Genomic DNA, 23,265 nt, shown 5'->3' with positions numbered 1-23,265 from the left:
AGTTGTCAGGCACAGGTTCGACGCTTACGCAGAATAAATTCGCCAGCAGGGGGCGCTTTCTGGTCTAATAGTGCATTGGCTGCAGTAGCGCAGCGTCTTTTTATTTCAACAAAAGGTAACAATCATGTCTGAGTACACTAATGATCCTGTATTTCAAGCGTTTATCGCCGAAGCTCGCACCCATGGTCAGGTTTGGGTACTGGCGCATGGTGAAGATTTACTGGTGGTCGAATCGGTTGATTTTGAAGATACTGATGTGATGCCATTCTGGTCAGATGAAGCGGCTGCTGTCGCGCATTGCAGTGAAGAGTGGGCCGAATACAAGCCGGAAGCCATTCCACTGGACGTGTTCTGTGAAGGCTGGTTAAAAGAAATGTACGACGACGGTGTATTGATTGGGACTAACTGGGACGAATCGTTAAACGGTCCGGAAGTTGAACCCCGCGAAGTACTGGAAGCGCTGGCTGCCGTGCAATAAGGCTTGATTAAACTTGAGCAGAACTGCTGGTGGTTCTGCTTTAATTGCCGCCAAGCGTTGAACTTGCCCGGCTAGCCGGGCAAGTTCTATTCAGATCCTCCTGACATTAGCGCCGACGGAGCATAAGTCCGGCCAGAGCTAGTGCCAACAACATCGCGGGGGCAGGTGCTGGTACTTGTTGCAGCGCAGAGCTTTGCAGCGCTAATTGATAATTATATTGGCCAATGGGGTCAAAACCGATGTCATTACCACCGACTGCCAGCGTATACACGCCACTTTTGAGCAGTATTTTGTCCAGACTACCGCCAGACAAAGGGGTAAATGGATCAGTACCGGTCAGATAAGTTAAGTTTTCGCCGGCAAAACCGCTAAAATCGGAAAAATTGCTGAACAACATGCCAGGGTCTTGCTGCACCTGACCGCTATACAGACTCAGTCCGAACACTATATCCGCCAGGATGGAGGCGGAAAACCAGCTGTCCTGCGTCAGTTCAAACCACCAGAAATCCACTTCACCGTTACCAAAGTTATTGGTCCAGCCATTGTCAGCAGTCACTATGGACTGTACTGAGGCGCTGGCATTGGTTTGAATAATACCAGCTTGCGCTGTTTGTCCATACAATAATGTACCGACGAGCAAGAGGGTACTACAGACTGATTTGATTAAATTCATCATAAAACTCCATAACATTGCGACTGCTCAGTGGCTGCGGTTCGCAGGCAGAAACTGAGCGCAAAAATTGTGTCAAAGGCTGGGTTAAAGCGCACCTTTTTCCCAAGGGCCGGTGATGGCAAAAGTCACGCCCGGGGTTTGCAGATTGACAAACAGCCAGCGGCCATAAAAACAGGCGCCACACCATTCGTTGCCACTCATGCTGCGTCTGGCGCTGCCGTCGACTGAATTGCCCACTGTGGTTTGGAAATTGGCCTGAGTACCCGGATAAACTGCATCTACTTTGGCCAAATCGCCTTTATCCATCGCCATGCGGTTTTCAGCAAACAGGAAAGTTTCTCCTGCCAGCGTCAGACCGACTAACCGTTTTGGATTAGAGCCGCCGTCTTCACACATCAATAAATTGCCGCGTGGACTGACCGCGATATTGTCCGGCCCATCGACCTGATGACGGCCTTTGGATTCAAATACCAGTGTCAGTAACTCCTGGCGTGGGTCGTAGCAGAATACCTGGCCCATCCGAGCGGCACCGCCGGAGGTTGAGACAAAATAAATTTTGCCGTCGTCGTACCAGCAGCCTTCACCACGGGCAATGATGGCGGCGTTGTAAGCCTGGTTGTAGCAACTTTGATTGATGGCATCCGGATCGGCAATTTCCTGCCAACTGACATCCCAACTGCTGCCATCGGCCAGGCCGCCACGCAGATCGACCCTAGAGCTGGCATTGAGCACCATGGCATATAATTTACCACCGGAGCGTAAATCGCCCCAGGCACCGGCTGGTTCAAATTTGTAAAAAGCACTGCTGCCGGTATCTTCGGTCTGATAAACGATGCCAGTGGCTGGATCGACAGCGGCGGCCTCATGCGAAAACCGGCCCATTTCGCGAATAGGTTTGCCATCGGAAATACCAAAACCCGGAACTTCAAACACATAACCATGCAACTTGCCTTGCGCCGTCTGATAGGTTTCTTCACAGGATAACCAGCTGCCCCATGGGGTGCTACCGCCAGCGCAATTGCGGATAGTACCGCCTAAGCTATTGTAAGAAGATAAGAATTTACCTTGTAGTACATCAAATAACACATTGGTGGTGCCACCACGCTGCGCGCTGTTGTAGACACCGCGACCACCACGTGGGGCTGAAGTATGGCCGCTGCTGCCCTGTTCATGGTTGCGGACCAGACAAATTACATTGCCTTTGGCTGCTGCGACTCCCATACCGTCGTGCAGGCCTGGGGTTGGCTGACCATCGGACTGGACAGAGCCAGTCCAGCCAAATGAGGTATATTCAAAACCTTCAGGTAATGCCAGTAAATTTAAACCTGTCGCTTTACAGGCTTTCACGCTCAGTGGGCCATAGGAATCTGAGTAAGGCAGGCTGGCGGCTGCAGCTTTGCTGGCCAGCATGGCAAAAGCAGTACTGGCGGCAACAACGCCAGTGCCTTTAATAAAATCACGGCGATTGACTTGGAGTTCGTGTTCAGCGCCTGCAGTTAAATGATCAGTCATTTTTTTATACCTGTTTTTTAGTGCAGCCTGGGCTGCGTTGTTTTTTCAGGGGATTATTTTTACTTTGGGTTTGGCCGCGTTGGCTTGCGCGCAGCCAAACCAGACTAAGGAATTGAAATGACAGCTGTTTGATTAAAAAATGAACAGCTTGTGACAAGTGCAGACTTTTGGTCTAACACTGCTGCGCAAGTCAGATGCATGGCTGCAGTGCAAGTTAAAGCTGCAGCCAGCAGCGCGGGGATAAAATTATAACTCTGCGGCAGCGCGTCTGGCGGCACGTTGTTGGGCTATTTGATCGGAAGCAGTCCAGCGGATCAGCCAAATCGACAACTCGTATAACAATACCAGGGGCACACCAAGGGCAATTTGCGAAATCAGATCGGGTGGCGTTAACAGGGCCGCCACTAAAAACAGCAGCACAATGGCATGACGACGATATTGTGCCAATTGCATGGCACTGACCAGTCCGGCTTTGGCCAGCACCAGTAATAAAATCGGTAACTCGAAACAAAGGCCAAATGCTAAAATGAGTTGGATGACCAGCGTCAGATACTCGCTGATTTTCGCCTCCAGCGCCACCGCTAGCGTCGCCTCAGCGCCAGTTTGTTCAAAACTGATAAAAAATTGCCAGGCCAGTGGCATCACCAGATAAAACGCCATCGCAGCGCCGAGTAAAAACAGCAGCGGGGTTAACCAAAACAACAGTTGTATGCCCTGCCGTTCATGGGCGTATAAACCTGGGGTCAGAAAACGCCAGCATTGGATCAGTAACAACGGCAGGGTAAAGAATAAAGCACTGAAAAAGGCCAGTTTCAGATAGGTAAAAAAGGCTTCATGCAAGGCGGTATAAATCATTCTGCGGCCACTGTCGGCGCCAAAAATATCCAGTAAAGGCTGTTGTAAAAACTGATAAATAACGCCAGCATACTGATAAGACAATAAAAAAGCCAGACTGAAAAATGCCAGGCAATATAACAAACGACGGCGTAATTCAGTCAGATGGTTCAGTATCGGTGCTTTAGCCTGTGCAGATGTCATCACAAACTCCTGTGCTGTTGAGCGACTGCGGCTGGCGCTACTCCAGGGCTGTCGGCTATCGCCGCCGGCCCGGCACTTTGGGGTGGCGGCAATGCAGCGCTCTGTTCGGTATGTAGCTGCTGTCGGGCTTGCTCTAGCAAGCGTTGTTGTTCAGCCTGACGGGCGGCATGCTGTTCTGCCGTCATCGAACCAGGTAAATAATCGGCGGGTAAATGCCGCAGCTGTTCCGGCAGCCATTGTTGCCAGTCTTCGTTGCTGGCCGCAGGGGGGCTCTGACTCACTTCACGCTCTAATTGTTGCATACTCAGCAATAACTTGCGCCATAAGCGCTGACCTTGAGCCACCACTTTAGCCAGATTGCGAAACAACACCGGCAAATCTTTTGGCCCAATGATCAACAATGCCAATACCGCCACCAGCAGTAACTCAGCCCAGCTTAATTCAAACATGATCAGACCGGTCTGTCGCGATGATCTACCGCAGCCGGAGTGACGGGCGCTGTGGTGGTATCCTTCAGCACCGTCGTTTCATTGTGGGTATCGGGGGATGCCGGCGTGCTTTCGGGCTCGGCAATGCCTTGCTTGAAGCTGCGAATACCGGCTGCTAAGTCCGTCATCAGCGCCGGGATACGGCCACGACCAAATAACAGAATAAACAGCACCACCACCAGTAAAATTTGCCAGATACTCAGACTCATCATCATCAATTCCAAATTAATCCTGCCTGATATGCTGCAGTGCCGGTATTGCGGTTGTGTGACTGAAAAATGAACAATTGGCAACAGCAGACGGGGACTTGCGGTTGTCAGTCAGATTGCTGGCTGTTACCAGTCAATCTGACTGCGTTGTGATATTGCGGGCTGTTGCGACGGGTTTATTCGGTATCAGCAAAAAACTGACGCAGAAATTCCGGTTGGGGCGGGGTGGTTAAATCGACGCCTGGCCTTAGCTGTGTCAGCAGCAAATTAAAACAATCCAGCCGTGCCTGCTGTTTCTGGTTGGCATCAATCAGATGCCAGGGCGCATCTTTGGTACTGGTGTGCTGTAGCATTTCAGTACGAGCGGTTTGATAATCGGGCCAGCGGGCGCGGTTGCGCAAATCTTCGGCGGTGAGTTTCCAGCCTTTGGCCGGATCGTCAAAACGTTGCCGGAAACGCTGCAGTTGCTCCTGCTCGGAAATATCCAGCCAGATTTTCACCAGCTTGATCCCTTCATCCAGCAAGCATTGTTCAAACTGGTTGATTTGCTGATAAGCCCGTTGCCAGGCCGCTGGCGGGCAAAAACCTTCCACGCGCTCGACCAACACTCTGCCATACCAGGAACGGTCAAAAATCGCAAAGTGGCCACGTGCCGGTACCCGTTGCCAGAAGCGCTGCAGCCAATGTTGTTGCTGCTCTGCGGCATCCGGCGCACTGATCGGCCAGACATGCAGCCAGCGTGGGTCCAGACACCAGCCTATCCGGCGGATAATGCCACCTTTGCCGGCTGCATCCGGTCCTTCCAGCACCAGAATAGTGCTTTGTTGTTGCCGGCCCATCGCTTGTTGCAATAGCGCCAGCTGATGTTGTAACGCGACCAGCTCAGCTTTTTTGTCCATCATCTGCTCCGATAAAACATAGCGATGACAGCAGTATAACCGGCTTTGCTATGACTTATGTTGCGCTGGCGCAAGGTAAAGATCAGGTAAAGAGCGGTGAAAAACGACTGAACTGGATTGCTAATGAGAAAGATTCTCAGTAAGATCGCTATATCAAGCCAGAAGCAGTCAGACGATGAAAGCAGTACAAGCAACCAGCCCGGCCAAAGCCCGTTTCAGTAAATGGATGCGGCTTATCCATATTTATAGTTCGATGTTGGTGTTGATCCTGCTGCTGTTTTTTGCCGCGACCGGCATCACGCTGAATCATCCTGACTGGCAAAGTGCCTGGGGTGCCAGCAGTGCGCAACAGCAATTGCAATTGCCCGACGCCTTGCAACAACTGGAGTGGACAGACGATGCGCTGCAACAAGCTACTCAGGCCGGCAAAATAGCCGCCTGGTTACGCCAGCAGCATCAGGTGGAAGGCGCGGTCTTTAATTTTAGTTTTGAGCCGGACGAACAACTGTTAGAGCTGGATTTTAAAAGACCAGCCGGTTACAGCAACGCCGTGATTGAACTCGACAGCGGTCAAGTCGAACTCAGTACCGAATTTGCTGGCACCCTGGCGCTCTTCAACGATTTACATAAAGGCCGTTATGCCGGCACCAGCTGGAAATGGCTGATTGACGTGACAGCCGTGGCATGTCTGCTGTTTGGTCTGACCGGTTTTTATCTGTTATGGCGGCAACCGTCGCGAAGACGCAGTGGCGTCAATACCGCGATTGCCGGTCTGATTGTGTTGTTACTGGCCTATCTGGCCGCTTTGCACTGAATGAGGAAAACATGAAGTTACATCGGATTGGCGCAGCGCTGATGCTGGGTTGCAGCTTGGTCACAACGTCCGTGCTGGCGGCAGATACGCTGCTGATTAAGCTGGAGTTACCTAAACCGGAACACGGCCCTTATCATCGGCCTTATGTCGCGGTCTGGGTTGAAGATGCCAAGGAAAAACCGGTACGTTTGCTGGAAATCTGGCGGGAAAAACCAGATTGGATCAAAGATTTACGTCGCTTCTGGCGCAAAACCGGCCGTGCTGATCAGGCGCTGGTCGATGCCCGGACTGGCGCCACCAAAGGCCCGGGTCAATATAGTCTGAGCTGGGATGGTTTAGACAATGACGGCAAAGCTGTAGCACCAGGTCAATATCAGTTGGTGCTGGAAGCGGCACGTGAACACGGCGGTCGTAATCTGGTGAAACAAGCTTTTGCCTGGGATGGCTCAGCAGTAGATATTCAGATCAAAGCCGGCAGCGAAATTGGCGCTGTCCATTTAACCAAAGGAGCAAAATAATATGTCGCTGGCGAAAAAATCCGCTTTAGGTTTATTGGTTTCCCTGTTTGCCGCCCAAGTGGCTGCGCATACGCTGACTGTGGTGCCATCTCATTATGTCCAGTCAAAAACCGGTGGTTGGGTGAGTGTGGATGTTTCTGCCTCTAACATGACTTTCCAGGCCGATAAAGGCATCCCACTGGACGCCTTTCATGTCTATCTGCCAGATGGCAGCAAAGTCAAACCAGGCGCTGTGTATCAAGGTAAACGCAAATCGCAGGCCGATGTCGAATTGGCCAAAGAAGGGACTTATTTACTGGAACTGGGTAATGGCGTCCGTTATTTCACCAGCTATGAATTAAAAGGTGAACGCGAACGGTTGATGGCCAATAAGCAGGAGCGGGCAGCGAAATTGCCAGCCGGCGCAGAAAAAGTGGTCACCACCCAAGGTCGCAGCCGTGCCATGGCTTTTGTGACTGTGAATAAGCCGTCTGAAACTGTGTTAAAGCTGAGCAATCAGGGCCTCGAATTCCAGTTTGACCGTCACCCGGCTGATATTGTTGCTGGTGAGGAAGTGACTGTGACTTTATTGATGGATGGCAAACCAGCGAAAGGCGTTGAACTGGACCTGTCCCGTGATGGCGAGCTGTACCGGAATGAACCTGGCCGTGTCCACCACAGCACAGATGCCAGTGGTAAGTTTGTCTTCACAGCGCCGGAGGCGGGTCGTTATCTGTTAGAAGCCTCTTATCAGGCGGACAGTAAGTCTGAACTGGCGGATAAAGTGCGGGAAGGTTTTACCGTAAGTTTTGAAGCGGCTTTACCTTAATCCTCTGCAGGCAATGGCTGGTTGAGCATCAAGCTGAGCAGTCGTTTGTTAAAAAAGCCGGTAATTTTATTTACCGGCCTTTTTTTGCCAAAGGATCAATAATCAATTCCCAGGTCGTCTTCGTCGTCCAAATCCAGCAAACGGCGTAAGCGCTTTTGTTCCAGTAAATCATCGATTTTGCGTCTGGCTTCAAGCTTATGTTTATTTTTACTTTCTTTGCTGCTTGCCTTACTTAGTTTCAACTCTGCTGCAAGATCTGCAGTGTCGTAGTCCCCAACGATCATTTCTGCCATTTTTATTACTTCCATGGATTTTTTATCTTGTTGCGCGAACTTGTTGTAGCGTTAAATATTTCCACACTAAAGCGATTTATTTTTATTGTCACGATAAATTTTACTTGATTAAGCGCTAAGTGATTGCCATCTATCGCAGTTCTTTGGATATTCAGCCTGACTTCAGCTATGGTGATGGCCAATTTGGCTGATTGTCTGCTCATTTTCACGGCGAATTTTGCGATCCGCTGTGACAGCTTGACCGTAACCAGCACGGCCCCCAATAGGAGAACTGAGATGCGTCATTGGATATTAGGATTAAGTGTGATGTTGGCAGGACAAAGTGCGCTGGTACAGGCCAATCAATGTGGTGACATTTTAAGTCACTCTATGCAGCAGTTGCGCAGCAAAGAAACTGTTGATCTGTGTGAGCAGTTTAAAGATAAAACCCTGCTGATCGTCAACACCGCCAGTAAATGTGGTTTTACTCCGCAATTTAAAGAACTGCAGGCGTTGCAGGAAAAATATGCCGACAAAGGTCTGGTGGTGTTGGGATTCCCTTCGGATGATTTTATGCAGGAGCATGATGACGAAGGCAAAACCGCTGAAGTCTGTTATATCAATTATGGTGTGAAATTCCCGATGTTTTCCACCAGCGCTGTCCGTGGTTCAGACGCCAATCCGGTGTTTAAAGCCTTGATTGCCAAAACCGGCGAAAAACCATCCTGGAACTTCAATAAATATTTAGTCAGCAAAAATGAGCAGACAGTGCAGCATTTTGGCAGCAAAGTCAGCCCAATGGATGCAGGCTTTATTGCTGAAGTTGAAAAAATGCTGGCGCAATAATCACCTATTGCATGCCAACCAGAAAAAGCCCGCCTGTCGGGCTTTTTGTTTTTTCAGCGCCAACTCGCTGTTGGGCTGTTGTTACAACCTTCAGCACAATCCTTCGATGGATTACGCCATTGGGTGCTTGCATCAGACCGGCGGCAGGTCTAATATCTCATTTAGTTATTAGCATATTCCTCAATTGAATAAGAGATGCAGATGGAGCTAACGCTGACATTGCTTTGTGCACTGCTGATTGGCTTGGCACTGGGTTTATTTGGCTCCGGCGGCTCTATTCTGACAGTGCCGGTGTTGCTGTATTTGCTGCATTTACCAGAGAAAGTGGCGATTGCGACTGCGCTGGGGATAGTTGCGTTGATCAGTGCCATGGCTTTGTTGCCTTATATCTGGCGTGGCCATCTGCGCTGGGCTTTACTGGCTAAGTTAGCTGTGCCGGGGATCCTTGGTGCCTGGGCGGGTGGTGTTGCCAGTCAGTGGCTGGACAGTCGCTGGCAACTGGCACTGCTGGCAGTGCTGATGGCTGCCAGTGCCATCAATATGTGGCGACAGCAACTCTGGTCTTTTCCACTGCGGCGAAGCTGGCAGCTGTTGTTGGTCGGTGCCGGATTGGGCTGCGTCACAGGTTTGATTGGTGTCGGTGGTGGTTTTCTGATTGTGCCACTGTTACTGGCATTCACCAGCCTGACGGTGCCTGCAGCGATAGGCTGTAGTCTGGCGCTGATTGTGTTGCAAAGCAGCAGTGGTTTTGTCACTCATTATCTGCACTTACAGCAGCTTGGTCAGCAGCCGGATCTGGCGCTGATTGGGATGATTGGCGGGATAGGGGCCCTTGGCAGTTTGCTGGCGCTGAGCTTTAGTGAGCGCTTACCACAGATGTTGCTGCGCAGGGGGTTTGCGTTGTTATTGCTGATGCTAGCGCTTCTGCTATTGCTAAAAACTGTATTGCGGGCTTAACAACGCAGACAAGGGCATTTTGTTGATCTTTATATTAGTTAATTCTTAAGTGAGGTGGATATGACAGTTGAACGTGCAATAATGGCATTTGCCGGTTTTATGGTCCTGCTTTCGGTCGCGCTGACGTTGTGGCTCGATCCGAATTTTGTCTGGCTGACGTTGTTTGTCGGTGCCAACTTGTTGCAAAGTGCTTTTACCGGTTTTTGTCCGGCGGCCATAGTGCTGAAAAAAGTGCTGGGTTTGCCAACAGAAGCAGAAAAAGCCAGAGCTTGAGCATTTTTATCCGGTGTTTTGCATCAGCTTGTGGCGTGCCAGTGTGGCCTGCCAGTGTGGCCTGCCACAAGCTGAGGCTGTTGCTAATCCGCGCTAAAACCGCTGTCTGGTGTGCTGGGTTTGTCGCTGGCGGCGACTCTGGCCAGTTCGTCACAGCGTTCATTTTCCGGATGGCCGGCGTGGCCTTTCACCCAACGCCAATCAATCTGATGGCGCTGGCTGGCGGCATCTAACCGCTGCCATAAATCTTTGTTTTTGACTGGTTCTTTTTGGCTGGTGCGCCAGTTATTTCGTTTCCAGTTTTTCAGCCATTGGGTGATGCCGAGCCGGACATACTGACTATCCGTGGTCAGCACCACGTCACAATCCTCGGTCAGACTCTCCAGCGCCACTATGGCTGCCATCAATTCCATCCGGTTGTTGGTGGTCAAACTGAAACCGCCGCTGAGCTCTTTCAGATGTTGTTTGTATTTCAATACAGCTCCATAACCGCCAGGACCCGGATTGCCCAGACAAGAACCATCGGTAAAGATCGCCACAGTTTTACGCATCAACACTTCCCACCCGCTTAAACGGCGTATAATCTAACGCAAAAGCGCAGAAAAACGAAACCAAGATGGCAAAACGACAGATTATTCTTGATACCGAGACCACAGGTATTAACCCGCAGGAAGGCCACCGCATTGTCGAAATCGGCTGTGTGGAGATGTTCAACCGCCGGTTAACCGGCCAGAACTTTCATGTGTATATCAACCCTGATCGTTTTATGGATCAGGAAGTTATCAACATACACGGCATTACCAATGAGTTTGTTGCCGATAAACCGCGCTTTCGGGAAATTGCCCGCGAGTTTTTTGATTATATTCAGGGCGCTGAGTTGGTGATCCATAACGCCGCCTTTGATATCGGTTTTATTAATCACGAGTTTGGGCTGCTCAATCCAGCCCTACCGCCGGTGGAAAGTATTTGTACTGTGCTGGACACGCTGAAAATGGCGCGTGATCTGCACCCAGGCCAGAAAAATAACTTAGACGCGCTGTGTCGTCGTTACGACGTCAATAACAGTCACCGGACTTTCCACGGTGCATTACTCGATGCTGAGATCCTGGCCGATGTTTATCTGGCGATGACCGGCGGTCAGGTCAGTCTGAATCTGGCGTCGCATCAGGACAATGCCGAACAACAGCAACAACAGCAGCAACAAGGGCTGGTCCGGCGCGGCGCCTTGCGGGTGATAGCCGCTTCGGCTGAAGAACTGGCTGCTCATGAAAAACGACTGGATCTGGTGCAGAAAAAAGGTGGGAGCTGTTTGTGGCGCAATTAACGGTTGGCGGCGGTCGGCATCAACTGACGGCAGGCAAATGGGCTTGGTTATTCTGGCTCTGCACTTTTTGCTGGCTGGCAGCGCCGCTGCAGGCGCAGCAAACGGCAGAGCCTGCGAAAGCAACCACAGCTGTTGCTGACAAGTCTGACCCGGCTGACAGCACAGCACCCACGCTAGTCCAGGCTGAATCAAGTCTGGGTTTAACTGAACTGCCGCCGGTTTCAGCTTCCAATCAAATTCCACTGCTGGATAACAGATTCCGCATTGATGAAGCGGTGGAAGAAATTACGCTGATTTTTTTCCGCAAAAAAGGTAGCCCTTCGGTGGTGCTGGTGAAACCGGATGGCAGCAAAGTGTATGCCCGCACGGCAAAAGAACAGCAGATGGAATGGCATGACGATAAAACCTATGATCTGATTAAAATGAAAAAACCGACGCCAGGCCCCTGGCAAGCCGTCGGTGAGATTTTACCGGAAAGCCGGATCATGGTGCTGACCGATATCGATCTGGTGGTCGACCCCTTGCCAAAAGATATGATGGCTGGTGAAACCTTAAAAGTGACAGCGCGGCTCACCAATAACGGCCAGTTAATTAATGCCCGCGATTTTCGTGATGTGCTGCAACTGGACGTATTACTGATCAGCACGCAAAAAGAGCAATACGATAACTTTAACCAGACAGTGCTCGAATTTACCTCGTTTCGTGATGATGGTAAAAACTATGATGAACGCGCCAGGGATGCCATCTTTACCGGTGAATTTAAACTGGATATGCCCGCTGGCGAGTGGATCCCGAAATATATTGTGAAAACTCCGCTTTATACCCGTGAGTTGTTGCAGGATCCGGTGGTGATTGCGCGTGCTCCGGTCAAAACCGAAGTGGTAGAATCTTTTAGCGAGGCTGATAAACATCAACTGAGCTATCTGGTGGCAGTCGATGTCGTGCAAGGCGATTCCATTGCCTTACAAGGCCGCATCCGTTTCCCGAATGGCGAAGTGCAAAGTTATACCATTGGCGAACAACCTGGGGTTAAACGTACTCTTGGCATTGCCAATGCCGGGATTGGCACTTACCGGGTGGAAAATACCATGTTTGGTAAAACCGTGGCGGGTCGCGATTTTGTGCTGAGTTTGCCGGAAGTGACCTTTGCTGCTGTTGGCCAGAAAGTGGCAGTGCCGGAAATAGCCGCAGCCCCTGCGGCCGCAACGGATGGCAGCGGCACCTCGCAGGTGATCCTGGTGAAAGATAAATCCGCCGGTTCTGTCACTGCATTAGCTGAGCAAGCCGTTGCGCCTGAACCGGAACCATTTCCAGTTGGTTTGGTGATTGGTGTGAATCTGCTGATCCTGCTGCTTGGTGGTGGCTTTATTCTGGTGCTGATGAATGATCAAGCCAAAACGATGCTGACCATGATCCTGGCGAAACTGAATCCTAAACTGTTGCTGAAAGGCAAAAATGCCAGTGCGACTGAAATGAAGATGCCGCCCGCTGCGACACAAAACAGTGCAACAGCGCAAAAAAACGGCAAGCGTGATGAAATTTTAGACCTTTCGTTACCGGATGATTAAGGAATAGCCAAATGCACCAAAAAAGGTGTTGACGGCCTATCCGTGGATCCGTATTATTCGCTCCGCAACGCAGCATACCCAATTGAAAATGCTGTATTGCTTGGCGCGGAGCGGTAGTTCAGTCGGTTAGAATACCGGCCTGTCACGCCGGGGGTCGCGGGTTCGAGTCCCGTCCGCTCCGCCAATTTTTCGATGTACACCGGAGCGGTAGTTCAGTCGGTTAGAATACCGGCCTGTCACGCCGGGGGTCGCGGGTTCGAGTCCCGTCCGCTCCGCCACTACGTCGAAAACGCTTTCTGATTCCGGAGCGGTAGTTCAGTCGGTTAGAATACCGGCCTGTCACGCCGGGGGTCGCGGGTTCGAGTCCCGTCCGCTCCGCCACTTCAGAAAGTAGCCGCAAGGCAAATGCCAAAGAGCGCAAGCTCACTCCAGCGCGGAGCGGTAGTTCAGTCGGTTAGAATACCGGCCTGTCACGCCGGGGGTCGCGGGTTCGAGTCCCGTCCGCTCCGCCACTTTACTAAAACTAATTTAGTAAAGAAATCAACCAGCCTAGTGCTGGTTTTTTTTATTGTTGAATGTGGCCGTCTGGCGAAGATAGTTCAGTTGGTTACTCTTTGTGAAACAAACCGGCCTGTCATGCTGGGTGTTTCTATACATAGGCTGGGTGTCAGCCTGGACACAGTTCTTCCTCCAACCAGCGTGCAAGTTTTTTTGCGAATAATTATAAAATCCGCCCGGCCCACCACAGCAAGTCAATGATTTACATTTTCAAAAATAGCAGAAAGACTGTGTCTACTTGCAGCCATAATAATTCGATGTTTCTGGCAATCATTGTTATATGAGCGCCACATATTCAGGGCCTGCAGCCTGTTCACCAGCGGTTTTAAAAGCAGCCACAAACTAAGTAGCTGCTTTTTCATCCTGATTTTGCTGCTTCGTTTATTCAGAAGCTAAGTTGTTGCTTGGCTTAGCTTCGTTAGTTTTGCCGCTGCTATAAATAAAACATAGTGCGCTACCCAAACATACAATAGCGCCAAGCCGCTGTTCTGAAAGTGGCATGGCGCTGTTGCCCAGCCAGCCAAAATGATCAATCAACATACTCATCGTCAACTGACCAAAAATTACCGCAACAGTGGCTATAGCTGTGCCAATACGCTGCACTGCCAGCACCATAATCAAGATGTAAGGCACACCCAGTAGCGCGCCCAGTAATTGCCATTTAGGCACATCCAGCAAAGTGACGCTGTATTTAGGTTCAAAGAAAAAGATCAATAAAGCCGTGATTAATGCGCCTAACGCAAAGGTTAAAAAAGCACAGTGAAACACGCCGACCTGAGTGCCCAAACGGCCATTAATAGCGGCCTGAATACTTAAGACCGAGCCGGCAAGCACAGCCAGGATAATCATTAAAATGGTCATGGTTTTTCCTTAGAGTTTGATTATTAGCTGTTGGCCATTAATACCAATGCAATCACAATGAAAAAAAGTGCGAGCAGACGTTTGGTATCCATCCTGCGGTGCGGCACACCAAACCAGCCATAGTGATCAATGAGCAGGCTTTTAAACACCTGACCGGCCAAAATGCCGACCATAGTCATAGCTATACCAATAATGGGCACCGCAACAGTCAGAATAACCACATAGACAGGCCCTAATACGCCACCGAGCAGTTGCCATGACGGCTGGCTAAAAAAAGACGGACTGTTACGTGGGCTAAAAAACAGCATCAACATAAAAGTGATGGCGGCACCCACAGCAAAAATACTGAAGGTGGCCCATAACTTACCCACTTCAAGCCCCAATGGCCCTAGTAAACCTGCCTCCACCGACAATCCCATGCCACCTGCCACCACCAGTAGCAATAACAACAACTGCATAACTTTTCTCCACGACTCAGAGGTTAATTCAAGCAGCGCAGCATATAGCAGTGCTTGATTGCGAAAAACGCTATAATCCAGAAATTACTTTTGCAGGATTTGCACGAATGAATGACTTAAATGCAATTAGTATCAGAAATCTGCTGTTTTTTATCAGCGTGTTTGATGCACAGAGTTTTTCAAGAGTGGCGCGAAGGGAAGGGGTGTCTGCTTCTATGGTGTCGCGTTCTGTGCAGCAATTAGAAGATGCACTGGGTCAACAATTGTTTTATCGCAATACCAGGGCTGTGATGCCAACAGAAGCGGGGCGGATTTTTGCGGACTATGCGCGAACCATGGCAGAGCAGTTAACTGCAGCGCAAAAAGAGTTGCAGGATAAAACACAGCAGCCAGCAGGTGTGGTTCGGGTTAATGCGCCGGTATTTTTTGGCCAGAAACATATAGCACCCTGGTTAGCCGAATTAAGCAACAGATACCCAAAACTACAAATAGAACTGAGTCTAACCGACGATTTTATTGACCCTCACCGTGAAGCGGCCGACCTGATTTTCCGTATTGGTGCTTTGGCGGATTCCTCTTTTCATGCGCGGGTTATCGGAAACCAAACTTATTATCTGGCGGCATCGCCTGACTATATCAACAAATACGGCGAACCCAAAACACCGGCCGATCTTCTACAGCATCAGGCCTTGGTGTATCGCGGCTCTTCAGGGCCAAATCGCTGGCTTTTTAGGGAAGTCCAAGCCAAAGAAAAACAAACCAGTTGGGTTCATTTACCAGTCAACGCAATTTTAACGTCCAACAATGCCGACAGCTTATTTACCGCAGCGCTAACAGGTATGGGGCTGGTGCTGTTTCCTGACTGGCTGATTGGCGACAGCCTGAAACAAGGCAAGCTGATCCGAGTATTACCCGACTATGAAGCTGCTATTAAAACGCAGCCGCAGTGTATAGCGGCTATTTACCCTCATGTTCGCCATCCACCGTTGAATGTTCGTGTGCTGATTGACTATTTTATTGCAGTCTATGGCTCGCCTCTTTATTGGCAGTTGGAGTAAAGCACTGTATTTTGATGAAAACAGCTGATAAGTCTATCTTGATTCAGCTATCTAACGCTGATAAAGATAACTTGCTCAACGAATGCTCTTGAACCCTGGTCTGTGTTGGGGTCAGCCTGATGGTAGACGAAAGAGCCCGGTAAATTGACTAACGCTAATTGAATAAAAAAATTAACCAGCCTGGTGCTGGTTTTTTTTAGCGTTACCGGTTTGATTGTAAAACGTCACCCCAATTTACCACCACGATCACTGGATGCTTACCGCCAGTTGCACTTTCATGTAACCACCAGTTTCAGCAATCATCCAGTTAATTGAGCGTTAGCTATGAGCGAATTATAGTCTTTCACGCCCTGAATATTACACTTAGAAGTGGTTCAGGGTATGCGCTTACTGACTACGAATATTGAGCGAGTATCATTCGACGATCGCCGCTTTTCTTTCGAGTCAGTAAGTGCTCCACTGCTCGCAAACGAATACTCAGGGCATGCACATATACTGCTGGCTATATTTCTTTCGAAGAGCGTGGAATGCATACCAGTCCTCAATGAAAAGGAGTTGGTTATGACTACGATAAATCAATATTCTGCCCATGTAGGGTTGGATTGGGCCGATAAAAAGCACGATGTGTGTGTTCAGCTCAAAAATGGTGAGCGCTCATTCCATGTAATTGAACATACCCCGGAAGCACTTGATACCTGGCTCAACGATTTGCACAAAAAGGTAAAAGGAAAGATAGCGGTCGCGCTTGAGTTAAAAAAAGGGCCAGTAGTGTACGCTCTTCAGAAGTATCCATTTGTCACTGTCTTTCCTGTTCATGCTCTGTCATTGGCTCGCTATCGCCAGGCCTTCTCGCCAAGTGGCGCAAAAGATGACCCACAAGATGCCGAGCTAGCGTTAGATTTGATGCTGCGCTACCCAGACAAGATCAAGCCCATTGAACCCAGTAATCCGCAAATCCGCTTGCTTCAGCAATTAGTTGAACAACGCAGACAACTGGTGGAAGACAAACGGCGTTTTGTGAACCGGTTAATCAACACGCTTAAGCAGTATTACCCACAACCGCTAGAGTGGTTCTCACACAGGGGTAGCGCACTGTTCTGTGAATTTCTAATTCGCTGGCCAAGTTTGCAACAACTAAAACGAGCAAAGAGCGATACAATTCGTCGCTTCCTCAACGCCAAAGGTGGTCGCGCTGTACCACACACAGAGCAGCGCGTCGCTAGCATTACTAGTGCTATCCCACTTACCACTGACCATAGTGTCATCGAAGCCAATGCATTGATGGCAACGGCATTGGCATCACAAATCAAAGTTGTGGTCGAGATGATCCAAACATATAGCGAACGAATTGATGAGTTGTTTGACTCCTTGCCAGACGCTGACTTGTTCAAATCACTTCCAGGTATGGGACCCTGCATGGGCCCGCGGATGCTTGCGGCATTAGGTGACAATCGAAATCGCTTCAACAGCGCTGAAGAAATTCAGAATTACGCAGGTATTGCCCCTGTAACCGAACGAAGTGGTCAAAAATCGTGGGTTCATTGGCGATGGCAATGCGCCAAATTCGTCAGGCAAACGTTTGTAGAGTGGGCCGCTAAAACAGTTCAGGCATCTTACTGGGCAGAACTGTACTATCAAAGCCAACGAGCAAAAGGAAAGTCCCATCAGTCCGCGATCAGAGCATTGGCTTTTAAGTGGATAAGGATTATCTACCGTTGCTGGAAGACAAAGACTTGTTACGACGAAGCAAAGTATTTAAAGGCGCTTAAGGATAGAAAGTCGCCTTTATTGGAAGCATAAAAAGCTTGTCGAAAGTCTCAGGGCGTGAAGCTGACATGGCACGCCTTTAACTAACTAAAAACATCGGCTCCAAAATAACTCAGCATATTGTTCTAAGTGGAATCTGTTGTAGGCATCCAAGATGCAACATAAGTCACTATTTACATTGTTCTTTTTTACGGATAACCTTTCAAGATGAATGAGCATATCTAGTTCAATTAACGCTCTAATAAGAAACACCTATATAAATCGCATTCCTTATACAAAAAGCGAGCACCCAAACATAATGCATGAGGAAGTGAAACGTCTTATTAATGATTGTTTTGCTCGAAAGGATACAGCCTTAAGTCTCCGTGGCTTAGGTCTTATTGACTTGCCAGCCGACATTCAGGGGCTTAACCAGATAACATATTTAGACTTAAGTGACAACCGACTCACCAGCCTCGCTGGTGTTGAAAAGCTTACTGCGCTGACAAAGCTAAAATGCTCGAGCAACCAACTCACCTGCCTCTCTGGTGTTGAAAAGCTTAATGCGCTGACAGAGCTATACTGCTGGAGCAACCAACTCAAGAGCCTCGTCAGTGTTGAAGAGCTTACTGCGCTGACAAAGCTAGACTGTAGTGACAACCAACTCACCAGCCTCGCTGGTGTTGAAAAGCTTACTGCGCTGACAAAGCTATACTGCGGAAAAAACCAACTCACCAGCCTCGCTGGTGTTGAAAAGCTTACTGCGCTGACAGAGCTATACTCCTGGAGCAACCAACTCAAGAGCCTCGTCAGTGTTGAAGAGCTTACTGCGCTGACAGAGCTAGACTGTAGTGACAACCAACTCACCAGCATCGCTGGTGTTGAAAAGCTTACTGCGCTGACAAAGCTATACTGCGGACAAAACCAACTCACCAGCCTCGCTGGTGTTGAAAAGCTTACTGCGCTGACAAAGCTAAAATGCTCGAGCAACCAACTCACCTGCCTCGCTGGTGTTGAAAAGCTTAATGCGCTGACAGAGCTATGCTGCTGGAGCAACCAACTCAAGAGCCTCGTCAGTGTTGAAAAGCTCACCGCGCTGACATTGCTGAACTGCGGGGTCAACCAACTAAAGAGCCTCGCCGGAGTTGAAAAGCTTACCCGGCTGACAGATCTTAGATGCTTTAACAACCAACTCACCAGCCTCGAAGGTGTTGAAAAGCTTACTGCACTGACAGAACTCAGGTGCGGGAACAACCCCCTCACCAGCCTCAAAGGTGTTGAAAAGCTTACTGCGCTGACAACGCTAGACTGTACTAACAACCAACTCACCAGCCTCGCCGGTGTTGAAAAGCTTACTTCGCTGACAGATCTAGACTGTAGTGTCAACCAACTCACCAGCCTCAAAGGTGTTGAAAAGCTTACTTTGCTTACAAGGCTAAAATGCTGGAGTAACCGACTCACCAGCCTCGAAGGTGTTGGAGAGCTTACCTCGCTGACAACGCTTATGTGCTATGACAACCAAATCACGAGCCTCGCCAGTGTTGGAGAGCATACCTCGCTGAGAGAACTAGACTGCTGGAAATGTCAACTCACCAACCTCGCCGGTGTCGAAAAGTTTCCTGCGTTGATATACTTAAACTGCTTTAGAAACCGACTCACCAGCCTCAAGGGTGTTGAAGAGCTTACTGCGCTGACAACGCTTATCTGCATCGATAACCAACTCACCAGCCTCAAAGGTGTTGAAGAGCTTACTGCGCTGACAACGCTTATGTGCGGGAAGAACCAACTCACCAGCCTCAAAGGTGTTGAAAAGCTTACTGCGTTGACAGAGCTAGACTGTAGTGACAACCAACTCACCAGCCTCGAATGTGTTCAGCATCTAACTCAATTAAATAAACTTACAAGTCACAACAATCCGATTAAACACATCCCTCAAGCTTTTTTAAATAACATAGGCGAATTTCGAGCCTACCAATCAGAGATTCTTCAAACAGGGTTTCTTGAAAACAATCGCTTTAAGTTATTGTTTTTTGGTAATGGTCGAGTTGGAAAAACCACTCTCGCTCACGCTTTAAAAGATGGTCAATCCCAGATTGGTAAATCACTGCATGAATCAACCATTGGCATTTCGTTGTTAGACTGGCAAGTTACAGACTCTTCGGGTACTCAATGGCTTGTAAAAATGTGGGATTTTGGTGGGCAGGAGCTTTATCACGCCACGCACCGTCTGTTTCAATCGCAATCTGGAATTTATTGCCTGTTATGGACTGAAACAACACAAGAAGAAACGACAGAGCACAATCACTCACTTCGATATTGGCTGGATTTAGTTTATGAAAACAATACGGATGTCCCTGTTATAGTAGTCAAAAATAAAATTGATGTGGCCGATACACGTGGTCTTAACAATGAAGCGCTAGAAGACTTTCCTTACTGTAAGTTACTGCATTTACGCATAAGCGCTTTGCACTATGAAAATGTAAATGTTTTGAATACTGCAATTCTTGAGTTGATAAAGACACAGAGTAAGCTTCAAACTCGAATTCCTCGGTCTTGGGGAAAAGTCAGAAAAACACTTGAGGAAAAAGGTGGGGTAATAAAAAAGTTCGATTTCGAAGCTTTGTGTCAAAAGCATGGAGTCTTACATGCTGAGACATTATTAGTATATTTGAACCAATGCGGCGATGTGTTTTACAGGGAAAGCCATTTTAGTGACACGATTTTTATTGACCAAAATTGGGCATTAAATGCTATATATCGATTGTTTGAAATTAGTGATATTTTGGGAAATCCTAGAGCGGTAGTTCTTGGTCAAAACGGAAAAGTGACAGGCATTCAACTCTTGCAAATATACAGCGTATATTCGCCAGAAGAAACAGCGCTCTTCGTTGATTTTATGCTCCAAGCACAAATGATATTTGGTCTCGTAGACTACTCAAACAAGGAATTTGCTTCTCAAATATTTATTGTGCCAGCCTTACTGCCAAACGATGCTCCCAAAGGTGTTCCTTCCTCAGATAGTGCTTATATGGAATACCGCCTGTATTACCCGTGGCTACATCGCCTAGCAATAGAGCGGATTATCGTCCAATGCAGCCACTTATCTTCAGAGAGTTACTGGTGGCGTAATGGCATAGGTATCAATGTTGTTAGCGATAACATTCAATGCAGTATAACTGCAAATACGGAAGGCAAGTACCTTAACCTGGCATTCTGGGGTAATAGTCGGGGCATTAAAACAGTCTTACCCAGGGTTATAAAGACCATTGAGGAAACCAAAGTGGCCTCCCCCATCAAAGAGGAAATTCGGCTAAATGATAAAGGGTGGTGCCAGGTCGATGATATTAAAAAGTTTGCATTATTAAGCGAACACATAATAGACAATGACGGCAAAGCTCATCACGGGATGGTTTACTATGACTTACTAGACATTAAATGTATGGCAGTTAAAGAATCACCGTCTGTCGAACAAAGAAGCATTAACTTTATTTACGAGGAGCACATTTATATGAACAGAACTAACATTAATTCACCAGGGGCAATCCTAGGAGATGTTAATAATTCAGACGTCACAATCAATATTGGTTCAAATGATAAAGAGCGGTCAGATAAATTAGCAGAAGTCACTGAGCTACTCGATCTGCTAAAAGAAGCGAAAAATAATAGTATAAATCCGCTCATACCCTACCTTGAATCCGTTAAAGAGGAACTGAAACGTGTGACGCCGAACAGCCACATCATCCAAGGCTCATTAGAACGCTTCGCTGAAGTAGTTGAATTGCTTGAGAAAGGAAAAGAGCTGAGCAATAGAGTCGTAGCATTTTTAGCTGGCTGCGGTATAGCATTCTAATTCTAATTAATCTCTCAGGGACGTTTAGATTGTAATTTCCTAGTTGTCCGCTTTTGGCACATAGCCACTATCCGCTGAAGTGGTACTTTCCATGAAAGTGGCGATGCGATTGATTTGCAACACGTGGTAAGGGCAGGTTGCAATCTGGTGGTAAATGAAATGCAATTAACCAGTTTTATCAAATCAACATTAGTTAACCAGGCATTTAGGGGAGAACACTGCAGAAAATCCGTAAGCGTCCGGCGATCACAGGTTGATGCTCTAATTTAAGTGTCCACTTAATTTTAGTGGACACTGAGTGTCTTAAATTGCGTCGCCAGATTGTGGTGCTAAGTCGATGTTCCATGGTAGTAGTTCATCGATGCGGTTGATTGGGTGATTGCCGATGCGTTTGAGAACGGCAGTTAGATAGTGATTCGGGTTGATGCCATTGAGTTTGGCAGTACCGAGTATCGAGTAGAGCACAGCCGCACGCTGCCCACCGGCGACAGAGCCTGCAAACAGGTAGTTTTTCCTGCCCAAGGCGATGGGGCGCAATGACCGCTCTGCGCTGTTGTTGTCTAATTCAGCATAGCCATTGTCGACATACGCAACCAGCGCATCCCACTGCTTAAGCGCATAGTGAATGGCTTTGGACAACGGCGAGCCTTTTGATAAGGTGCGCAAGGTTGCCTGCAACCAGGTATGGAAGCGCTCCAGAATTGGCTTTGCTTGTGTCGCCCGGATGTGTTCTCGTGCATTCGGTGGTTGGCCGCGTGCTTGCTTTTCAACCACATACAGCGATTGGATTATCTTTATCGCTTTGTAGTGGCACACTGAATTTGGCCACCTGATTAGAGGTGTTATGCTATACCTCGTAAGCAATTAGGTGACATGATGAACAAAAAGACAAGACCTACTTTTAGCCCAGAATTTCGTCTGGAATGTGCCCAACTGGTGCTCGACCAAGGTTACTCGGTTGCTAAAGCAGCGGCAGCGATGAATGTTGGTAAATCCACCATGGATAAATGGGTTCGGCAGTTGCGTGAAGAGCGCTCAGGCATCACGCCCAAAGCCACACCGATGACGCCAGACCAACTTAAAATTCGCGAATTAGAGAAGCGAATCAAACAGATAGAGCTGGAAAAAGAAATCCTAAAAAAGGCTACAGCTCTCTTGATGTCGGACTCGCTGAACAATTCACGATAATTGCTCAGCTCAAGCAGAGTTATGCCGTGGCGCAGTTGTGCCGGGTGTTTGAAGTCCATCGCAGCAGCTTTAAGTATTGGAAAAAGCCCAAGGCGATTCAGCCAGAGCAGGTTGTTCGGCTAAGCAAAGTCCGGGAGCTGTTTGATGCCAGCAATGGCTCCGCAGGCTCTCGCAGCATTGCAACGATGGCAAGCACTCAGGGTGTTAAAATGAGCCGATACCTGGCGGCTAAATGCATGGAAAAACTAGGGTTTATCAGCTGCCAGCAACCGGCGCATTCATATAAAAAGACAGGCAGTGAACGGATTGATATCCCAAACTTGCTGGCGCGCCAGTTTGCCGTAACCAAACCAAATCAGGTGTGGTGTGGCGATGTGACCTACATCTGGACAGGCAACCGCTGGGCTTACTTAGCTGTAGTGATGGATTTATTTGCAAGAAAACCAATTGGTTGGGCCATGTCGTTCTCGCCTGACAGTGAATTAACCGGCAAGGCGCTTAGTCATGCGTTTGAATCCAGAGGTCGGCCTGAAGGAGTGATGTTCCATTCAGACCAAGGCAGCCATTACACCAGTACCAAGTTCCGGCAATTGCTGTGGCGCTTTCAAATTCGGCAAAGCATGAGTCGTCGTGGTAATTGCTGGGACAATAGCCCGATGGAGCGCTTCTTCAGAAGCTTAAAGACAGAATGGGTTCCGACCGTAGGTTACAGCTCATTTGCTCAAGCAGAACGAGAGATACTGAATTACATGCTGGGCTATTACAGCCAGCTCAGGCCACATCACTATAACGGTGGTTTGGCTCCGAATGAATCCGAGCGCAGGTACTGGCTTGGCTACAACGATGTGGCCAAAATTAGTTGACCACTA

23 protein-coding genes, 4 tRNA genes and 1 pseudogene are annotated in these 23,265 nt (G+C 48.6%); 17 read left to right on the top strand and 11 right to left on the bottom strand.

Annotated elements, in window-relative coordinates:
- The first annotated feature begins 124 nt into the window (after positions 1-124).
- Positions 125-478 (top strand): DUF2750 domain-containing protein, encoded by a 354-nt coding sequence (locus AC53GJ_RS16790; protein ID WP_496729441.1) that lies wholly within the window; start codon positions 125-127, stop codon positions 476-478.
- A gap of 106 nt (positions 479-584) precedes the next feature.
- On the opposite strand, the gene AC53GJ_RS16785 is transcribed toward AC53GJ_RS16790, so the two are convergent.
- From AC53GJ_RS16785 to AC53GJ_RS16760, 6 genes are all read right to left on the bottom strand, one after another.
- Positions 585-1,154 (bottom strand): hypothetical protein, encoded by a 570-nt coding sequence (locus tag AC53GJ_RS16785; RefSeq protein WP_496729439.1) that lies wholly within the window; start codon positions 1,152-1,154, stop codon positions 585-587.
- Between the two features lie 81 nt (positions 1,155-1,235).
- On the bottom strand, positions 1,236-2,663 hold the full coding sequence (locus AC53GJ_RS16780; RefSeq protein WP_496729437.1) for an alkaline phosphatase PhoX: 1,428 nt from the start codon (positions 2,661-2,663) through the stop codon (positions 1,236-1,238).
- 246 nt (positions 2,664-2,909) lie between these two features.
- Positions 2,910-3,701: a twin-arginine translocase subunit TatC gene (gene tatC, locus AC53GJ_RS16775; RefSeq protein WP_496729435.1), complete on the bottom strand. Its 792-nt coding sequence runs from the start codon at positions 3,699-3,701 to the stop codon at positions 2,910-2,912.
- Positions 3,701-4,150 (bottom strand): twin-arginine translocase TatA/TatE family subunit, encoded by a 450-nt coding sequence (locus AC53GJ_RS16770; RefSeq protein WP_496729433.1) that lies wholly within the window; start codon positions 4,148-4,150, stop codon positions 3,701-3,703. The genes tatC and AC53GJ_RS16770 overlap by 1 nt, the downstream gene beginning before the upstream one ends.
- 2 nt (positions 4,151-4,152) lie before the next feature.
- Positions 4,153-4,404 (bottom strand): twin-arginine translocase TatA/TatE family subunit, encoded by a 252-nt coding sequence (locus AC53GJ_RS16765; protein ID WP_496732808.1) that lies wholly within the window; start codon positions 4,402-4,404, stop codon positions 4,153-4,155.
- A 170-nt stretch (positions 4,405-4,574) separates the two neighbouring features.
- Positions 4,575-5,300, bottom strand: a complete 726-nt coding sequence (locus AC53GJ_RS16760) for a polyphosphate kinase 2 family protein (RefSeq protein ID WP_496729431.1) — start codon at positions 5,298-5,300, stop codon at positions 4,575-4,577.
- Between the two features lie 172 nt (positions 5,301-5,472).
- On the opposite strand from AC53GJ_RS16760, the gene AC53GJ_RS16755 reads away from it, so the two are divergent.
- The 3 genes from AC53GJ_RS16755 to AC53GJ_RS16745 are packed head-to-tail and all read left to right on the top strand — an operon-like array spanning position 5,473 to position 7,437.
- Complete coding sequence (locus AC53GJ_RS16755) at positions 5,473-6,111, top strand: PepSY-associated TM helix domain-containing protein (protein WP_496729429.1); 639 nt, start codon at positions 5,473-5,475, stop codon at positions 6,109-6,111.
- Between the two features lie 11 nt (positions 6,112-6,122).
- Entirely contained in the window at positions 6,123-6,629 is a 507-nt protein-coding gene (locus AC53GJ_RS16750; RefSeq protein ID WP_496729427.1) for a DUF2271 domain-containing protein, read from the top strand.
- A 1-nt stretch (position 6,630) separates the two neighbouring features.
- On the top strand, positions 6,631-7,437 hold the full coding sequence (locus tag AC53GJ_RS16745) for a DUF4198 domain-containing protein (protein WP_496729425.1): 807 nt from the start codon (positions 6,631-6,633) through the stop codon (positions 7,435-7,437).
- Positions 7,438-7,532: 95 nt separating this feature from the next.
- On the opposite strand, the gene AC53GJ_RS16740 is transcribed toward AC53GJ_RS16745, so the two are convergent.
- The gene (locus tag AC53GJ_RS16740) at positions 7,533-7,745 is read right to left on the bottom strand and encodes a PA3496 family putative envelope integrity protein (protein ID WP_496729423.1); all 213 of its coding nucleotides are present in this window, start codon (positions 7,743-7,745) and stop codon (positions 7,533-7,535) included.
- A 261-nt stretch (positions 7,746-8,006) separates the two neighbouring features.
- Here AC53GJ_RS16740 and AC53GJ_RS16735 point away from each other — a divergent pair, with 261 nt between their 5' ends.
- The 3 genes from AC53GJ_RS16735 (at position 8,007) to AC53GJ_RS16725 (ending at position 9,785) form a co-directional block, all read left to right on the top strand.
- Complete coding sequence (locus AC53GJ_RS16735; protein WP_496729421.1) at positions 8,007-8,555, top strand: glutathione peroxidase; 549 nt, start codon at positions 8,007-8,009, stop codon at positions 8,553-8,555.
- Between the two features lie 195 nt (positions 8,556-8,750).
- Complete coding sequence (locus AC53GJ_RS16730) at positions 8,751-9,512, top strand: sulfite exporter TauE/SafE family protein (RefSeq protein ID WP_496729419.1); 762 nt, start codon at positions 8,751-8,753, stop codon at positions 9,510-9,512.
- Positions 9,513-9,572: 60 nt separating this feature from the next.
- Positions 9,573-9,785 (top strand): YgaP family membrane protein, encoded by a 213-nt coding sequence (locus AC53GJ_RS16725; RefSeq protein WP_496729417.1) that lies wholly within the window; start codon positions 9,573-9,575, stop codon positions 9,783-9,785.
- An 83-nt stretch (positions 9,786-9,868) separates the two neighbouring features.
- On the opposite strand, the gene rnhA is transcribed toward AC53GJ_RS16725, so the two are convergent.
- The gene (rnhA, locus tag AC53GJ_RS16720) at positions 9,869-10,336 is read right to left on the bottom strand and encodes a ribonuclease HI (protein ID WP_496729416.1); all 468 of its coding nucleotides are present in this window, start codon (positions 10,334-10,336) and stop codon (positions 9,869-9,871) included.
- A 65-nt stretch (positions 10,337-10,401) separates the two neighbouring features.
- On the opposite strand from rnhA, the gene dnaQ reads away from it, so the two are divergent.
- From dnaQ to AC53GJ_RS16690, 6 genes are all read left to right on the top strand, one after another.
- Positions 10,402-11,109 carry a DNA polymerase III subunit epsilon gene (gene dnaQ, locus AC53GJ_RS16715; protein WP_496729414.1) on the top strand — a complete coding sequence of 236 codons (708 nt, stop codon included), beginning with the start codon at positions 10,402-10,404 and terminating at the stop codon, positions 11,107-11,109.
- On the top strand, positions 11,097-12,677 hold the full coding sequence (locus tag AC53GJ_RS16710) for a TIGR03503 family protein (protein WP_496729412.1): 1,581 nt from the start codon (positions 11,097-11,099) through the stop codon (positions 12,675-12,677). Before dnaQ ends, AC53GJ_RS16710 begins: the two co-directional genes overlap by 13 nt.
- A 107-nt stretch (positions 12,678-12,784) precedes the next feature.
- Positions 12,785-12,861: transfer RNA gene (locus AC53GJ_RS16705), tRNA-Asp, on the top strand.
- 17 nt (positions 12,862-12,878) lie between these two features.
- Positions 12,879-12,955 (top strand) — tRNA-Asp (locus AC53GJ_RS16700).
- A gap of 26 nt (positions 12,956-12,981) precedes the next feature.
- Positions 12,982-13,058: transfer RNA gene (locus tag AC53GJ_RS16695), tRNA-Asp, on the top strand.
- Positions 13,059-13,112: 54 nt separating this feature from the next.
- A tRNA-Asp gene (locus AC53GJ_RS16690) sits at positions 13,113-13,189 on the top strand.
- 427 nt (positions 13,190-13,616) lie between these two features.
- Here the strand turns inward: AC53GJ_RS16690 and AC53GJ_RS16685 are convergent.
- Both AC53GJ_RS16685 and AC53GJ_RS16680 read right to left on the bottom strand, forming a co-directional pair.
- Positions 13,617-14,096: a DMT family transporter gene (locus tag AC53GJ_RS16685; RefSeq protein WP_496729411.1), complete on the bottom strand. Its 480-nt coding sequence runs from the start codon at positions 14,094-14,096 to the stop codon at positions 13,617-13,619.
- A gap of 23 nt (positions 14,097-14,119) precedes the next feature.
- Positions 14,120-14,554, bottom strand: a complete 435-nt coding sequence (locus tag AC53GJ_RS16680; protein ID WP_496729409.1) for a DMT family transporter — start codon at positions 14,552-14,554, stop codon at positions 14,120-14,122.
- 107 nt (positions 14,555-14,661) lie between these two features.
- Between AC53GJ_RS16680 and AC53GJ_RS16675 the strand changes: the two genes are divergently transcribed.
- From AC53GJ_RS16675 to AC53GJ_RS16665, 3 genes are all read left to right on the top strand, one after another.
- Entirely contained in the window at positions 14,662-15,612 is a 951-nt protein-coding gene (locus AC53GJ_RS16675) for a LysR family transcriptional regulator (RefSeq protein WP_496729408.1), read from the top strand.
- Between the two features lie 561 nt (positions 15,613-16,173).
- A complete protein-coding gene (locus tag AC53GJ_RS16670) occupies positions 16,174-17,412 on the top strand; it encodes an IS110 family RNA-guided transposase (protein ID WP_496729406.1) in 1,239 nt (412 codons plus the stop codon).
- A gap of 178 nt (positions 17,413-17,590) precedes the next feature.
- A complete protein-coding gene (locus tag AC53GJ_RS16665; RefSeq protein WP_496729404.1) occupies positions 17,591-21,208 on the top strand; it encodes a leucine-rich repeat domain-containing protein in 3,618 nt (1,205 codons plus the stop codon).
- A 303-nt stretch (positions 21,209-21,511) separates the two neighbouring features.
- On the opposite strand, the pseudogene AC53GJ_RS16660 reads toward AC53GJ_RS16665, so the two are convergent.
- Positions 21,512-22,012, bottom strand: a pseudogene (locus AC53GJ_RS16660) (IS66 family transposase); the annotation flags it as partial.
- Positions 22,013-22,084: 72 nt separating this feature from the next.
- Here AC53GJ_RS16660 and AC53GJ_RS16655 point away from each other — a divergent pair.
- Positions 22,085-23,259, top strand: a protein-coding gene (locus AC53GJ_RS16655) for an IS3 family transposase (RefSeq protein WP_496732760.1) whose coding sequence is annotated in 2 segments (ribosomal slippage) — positions 22,085-22,352 and positions 22,352-23,259 — 1,176 coding nt in all. Because the reading frame shifts where the segments join, the coding sequence is not laid out codon by codon here.
- Positions 23,260-23,265 lie beyond the last annotated feature (6 nt).

The organism is Rheinheimera sp. B2H12 (genome assembly GCF_059620065.1).
Note: the sequence above shows the minus strand (reverse complement) of the source record. Positions and strands in the feature narration are given on the sequence as shown.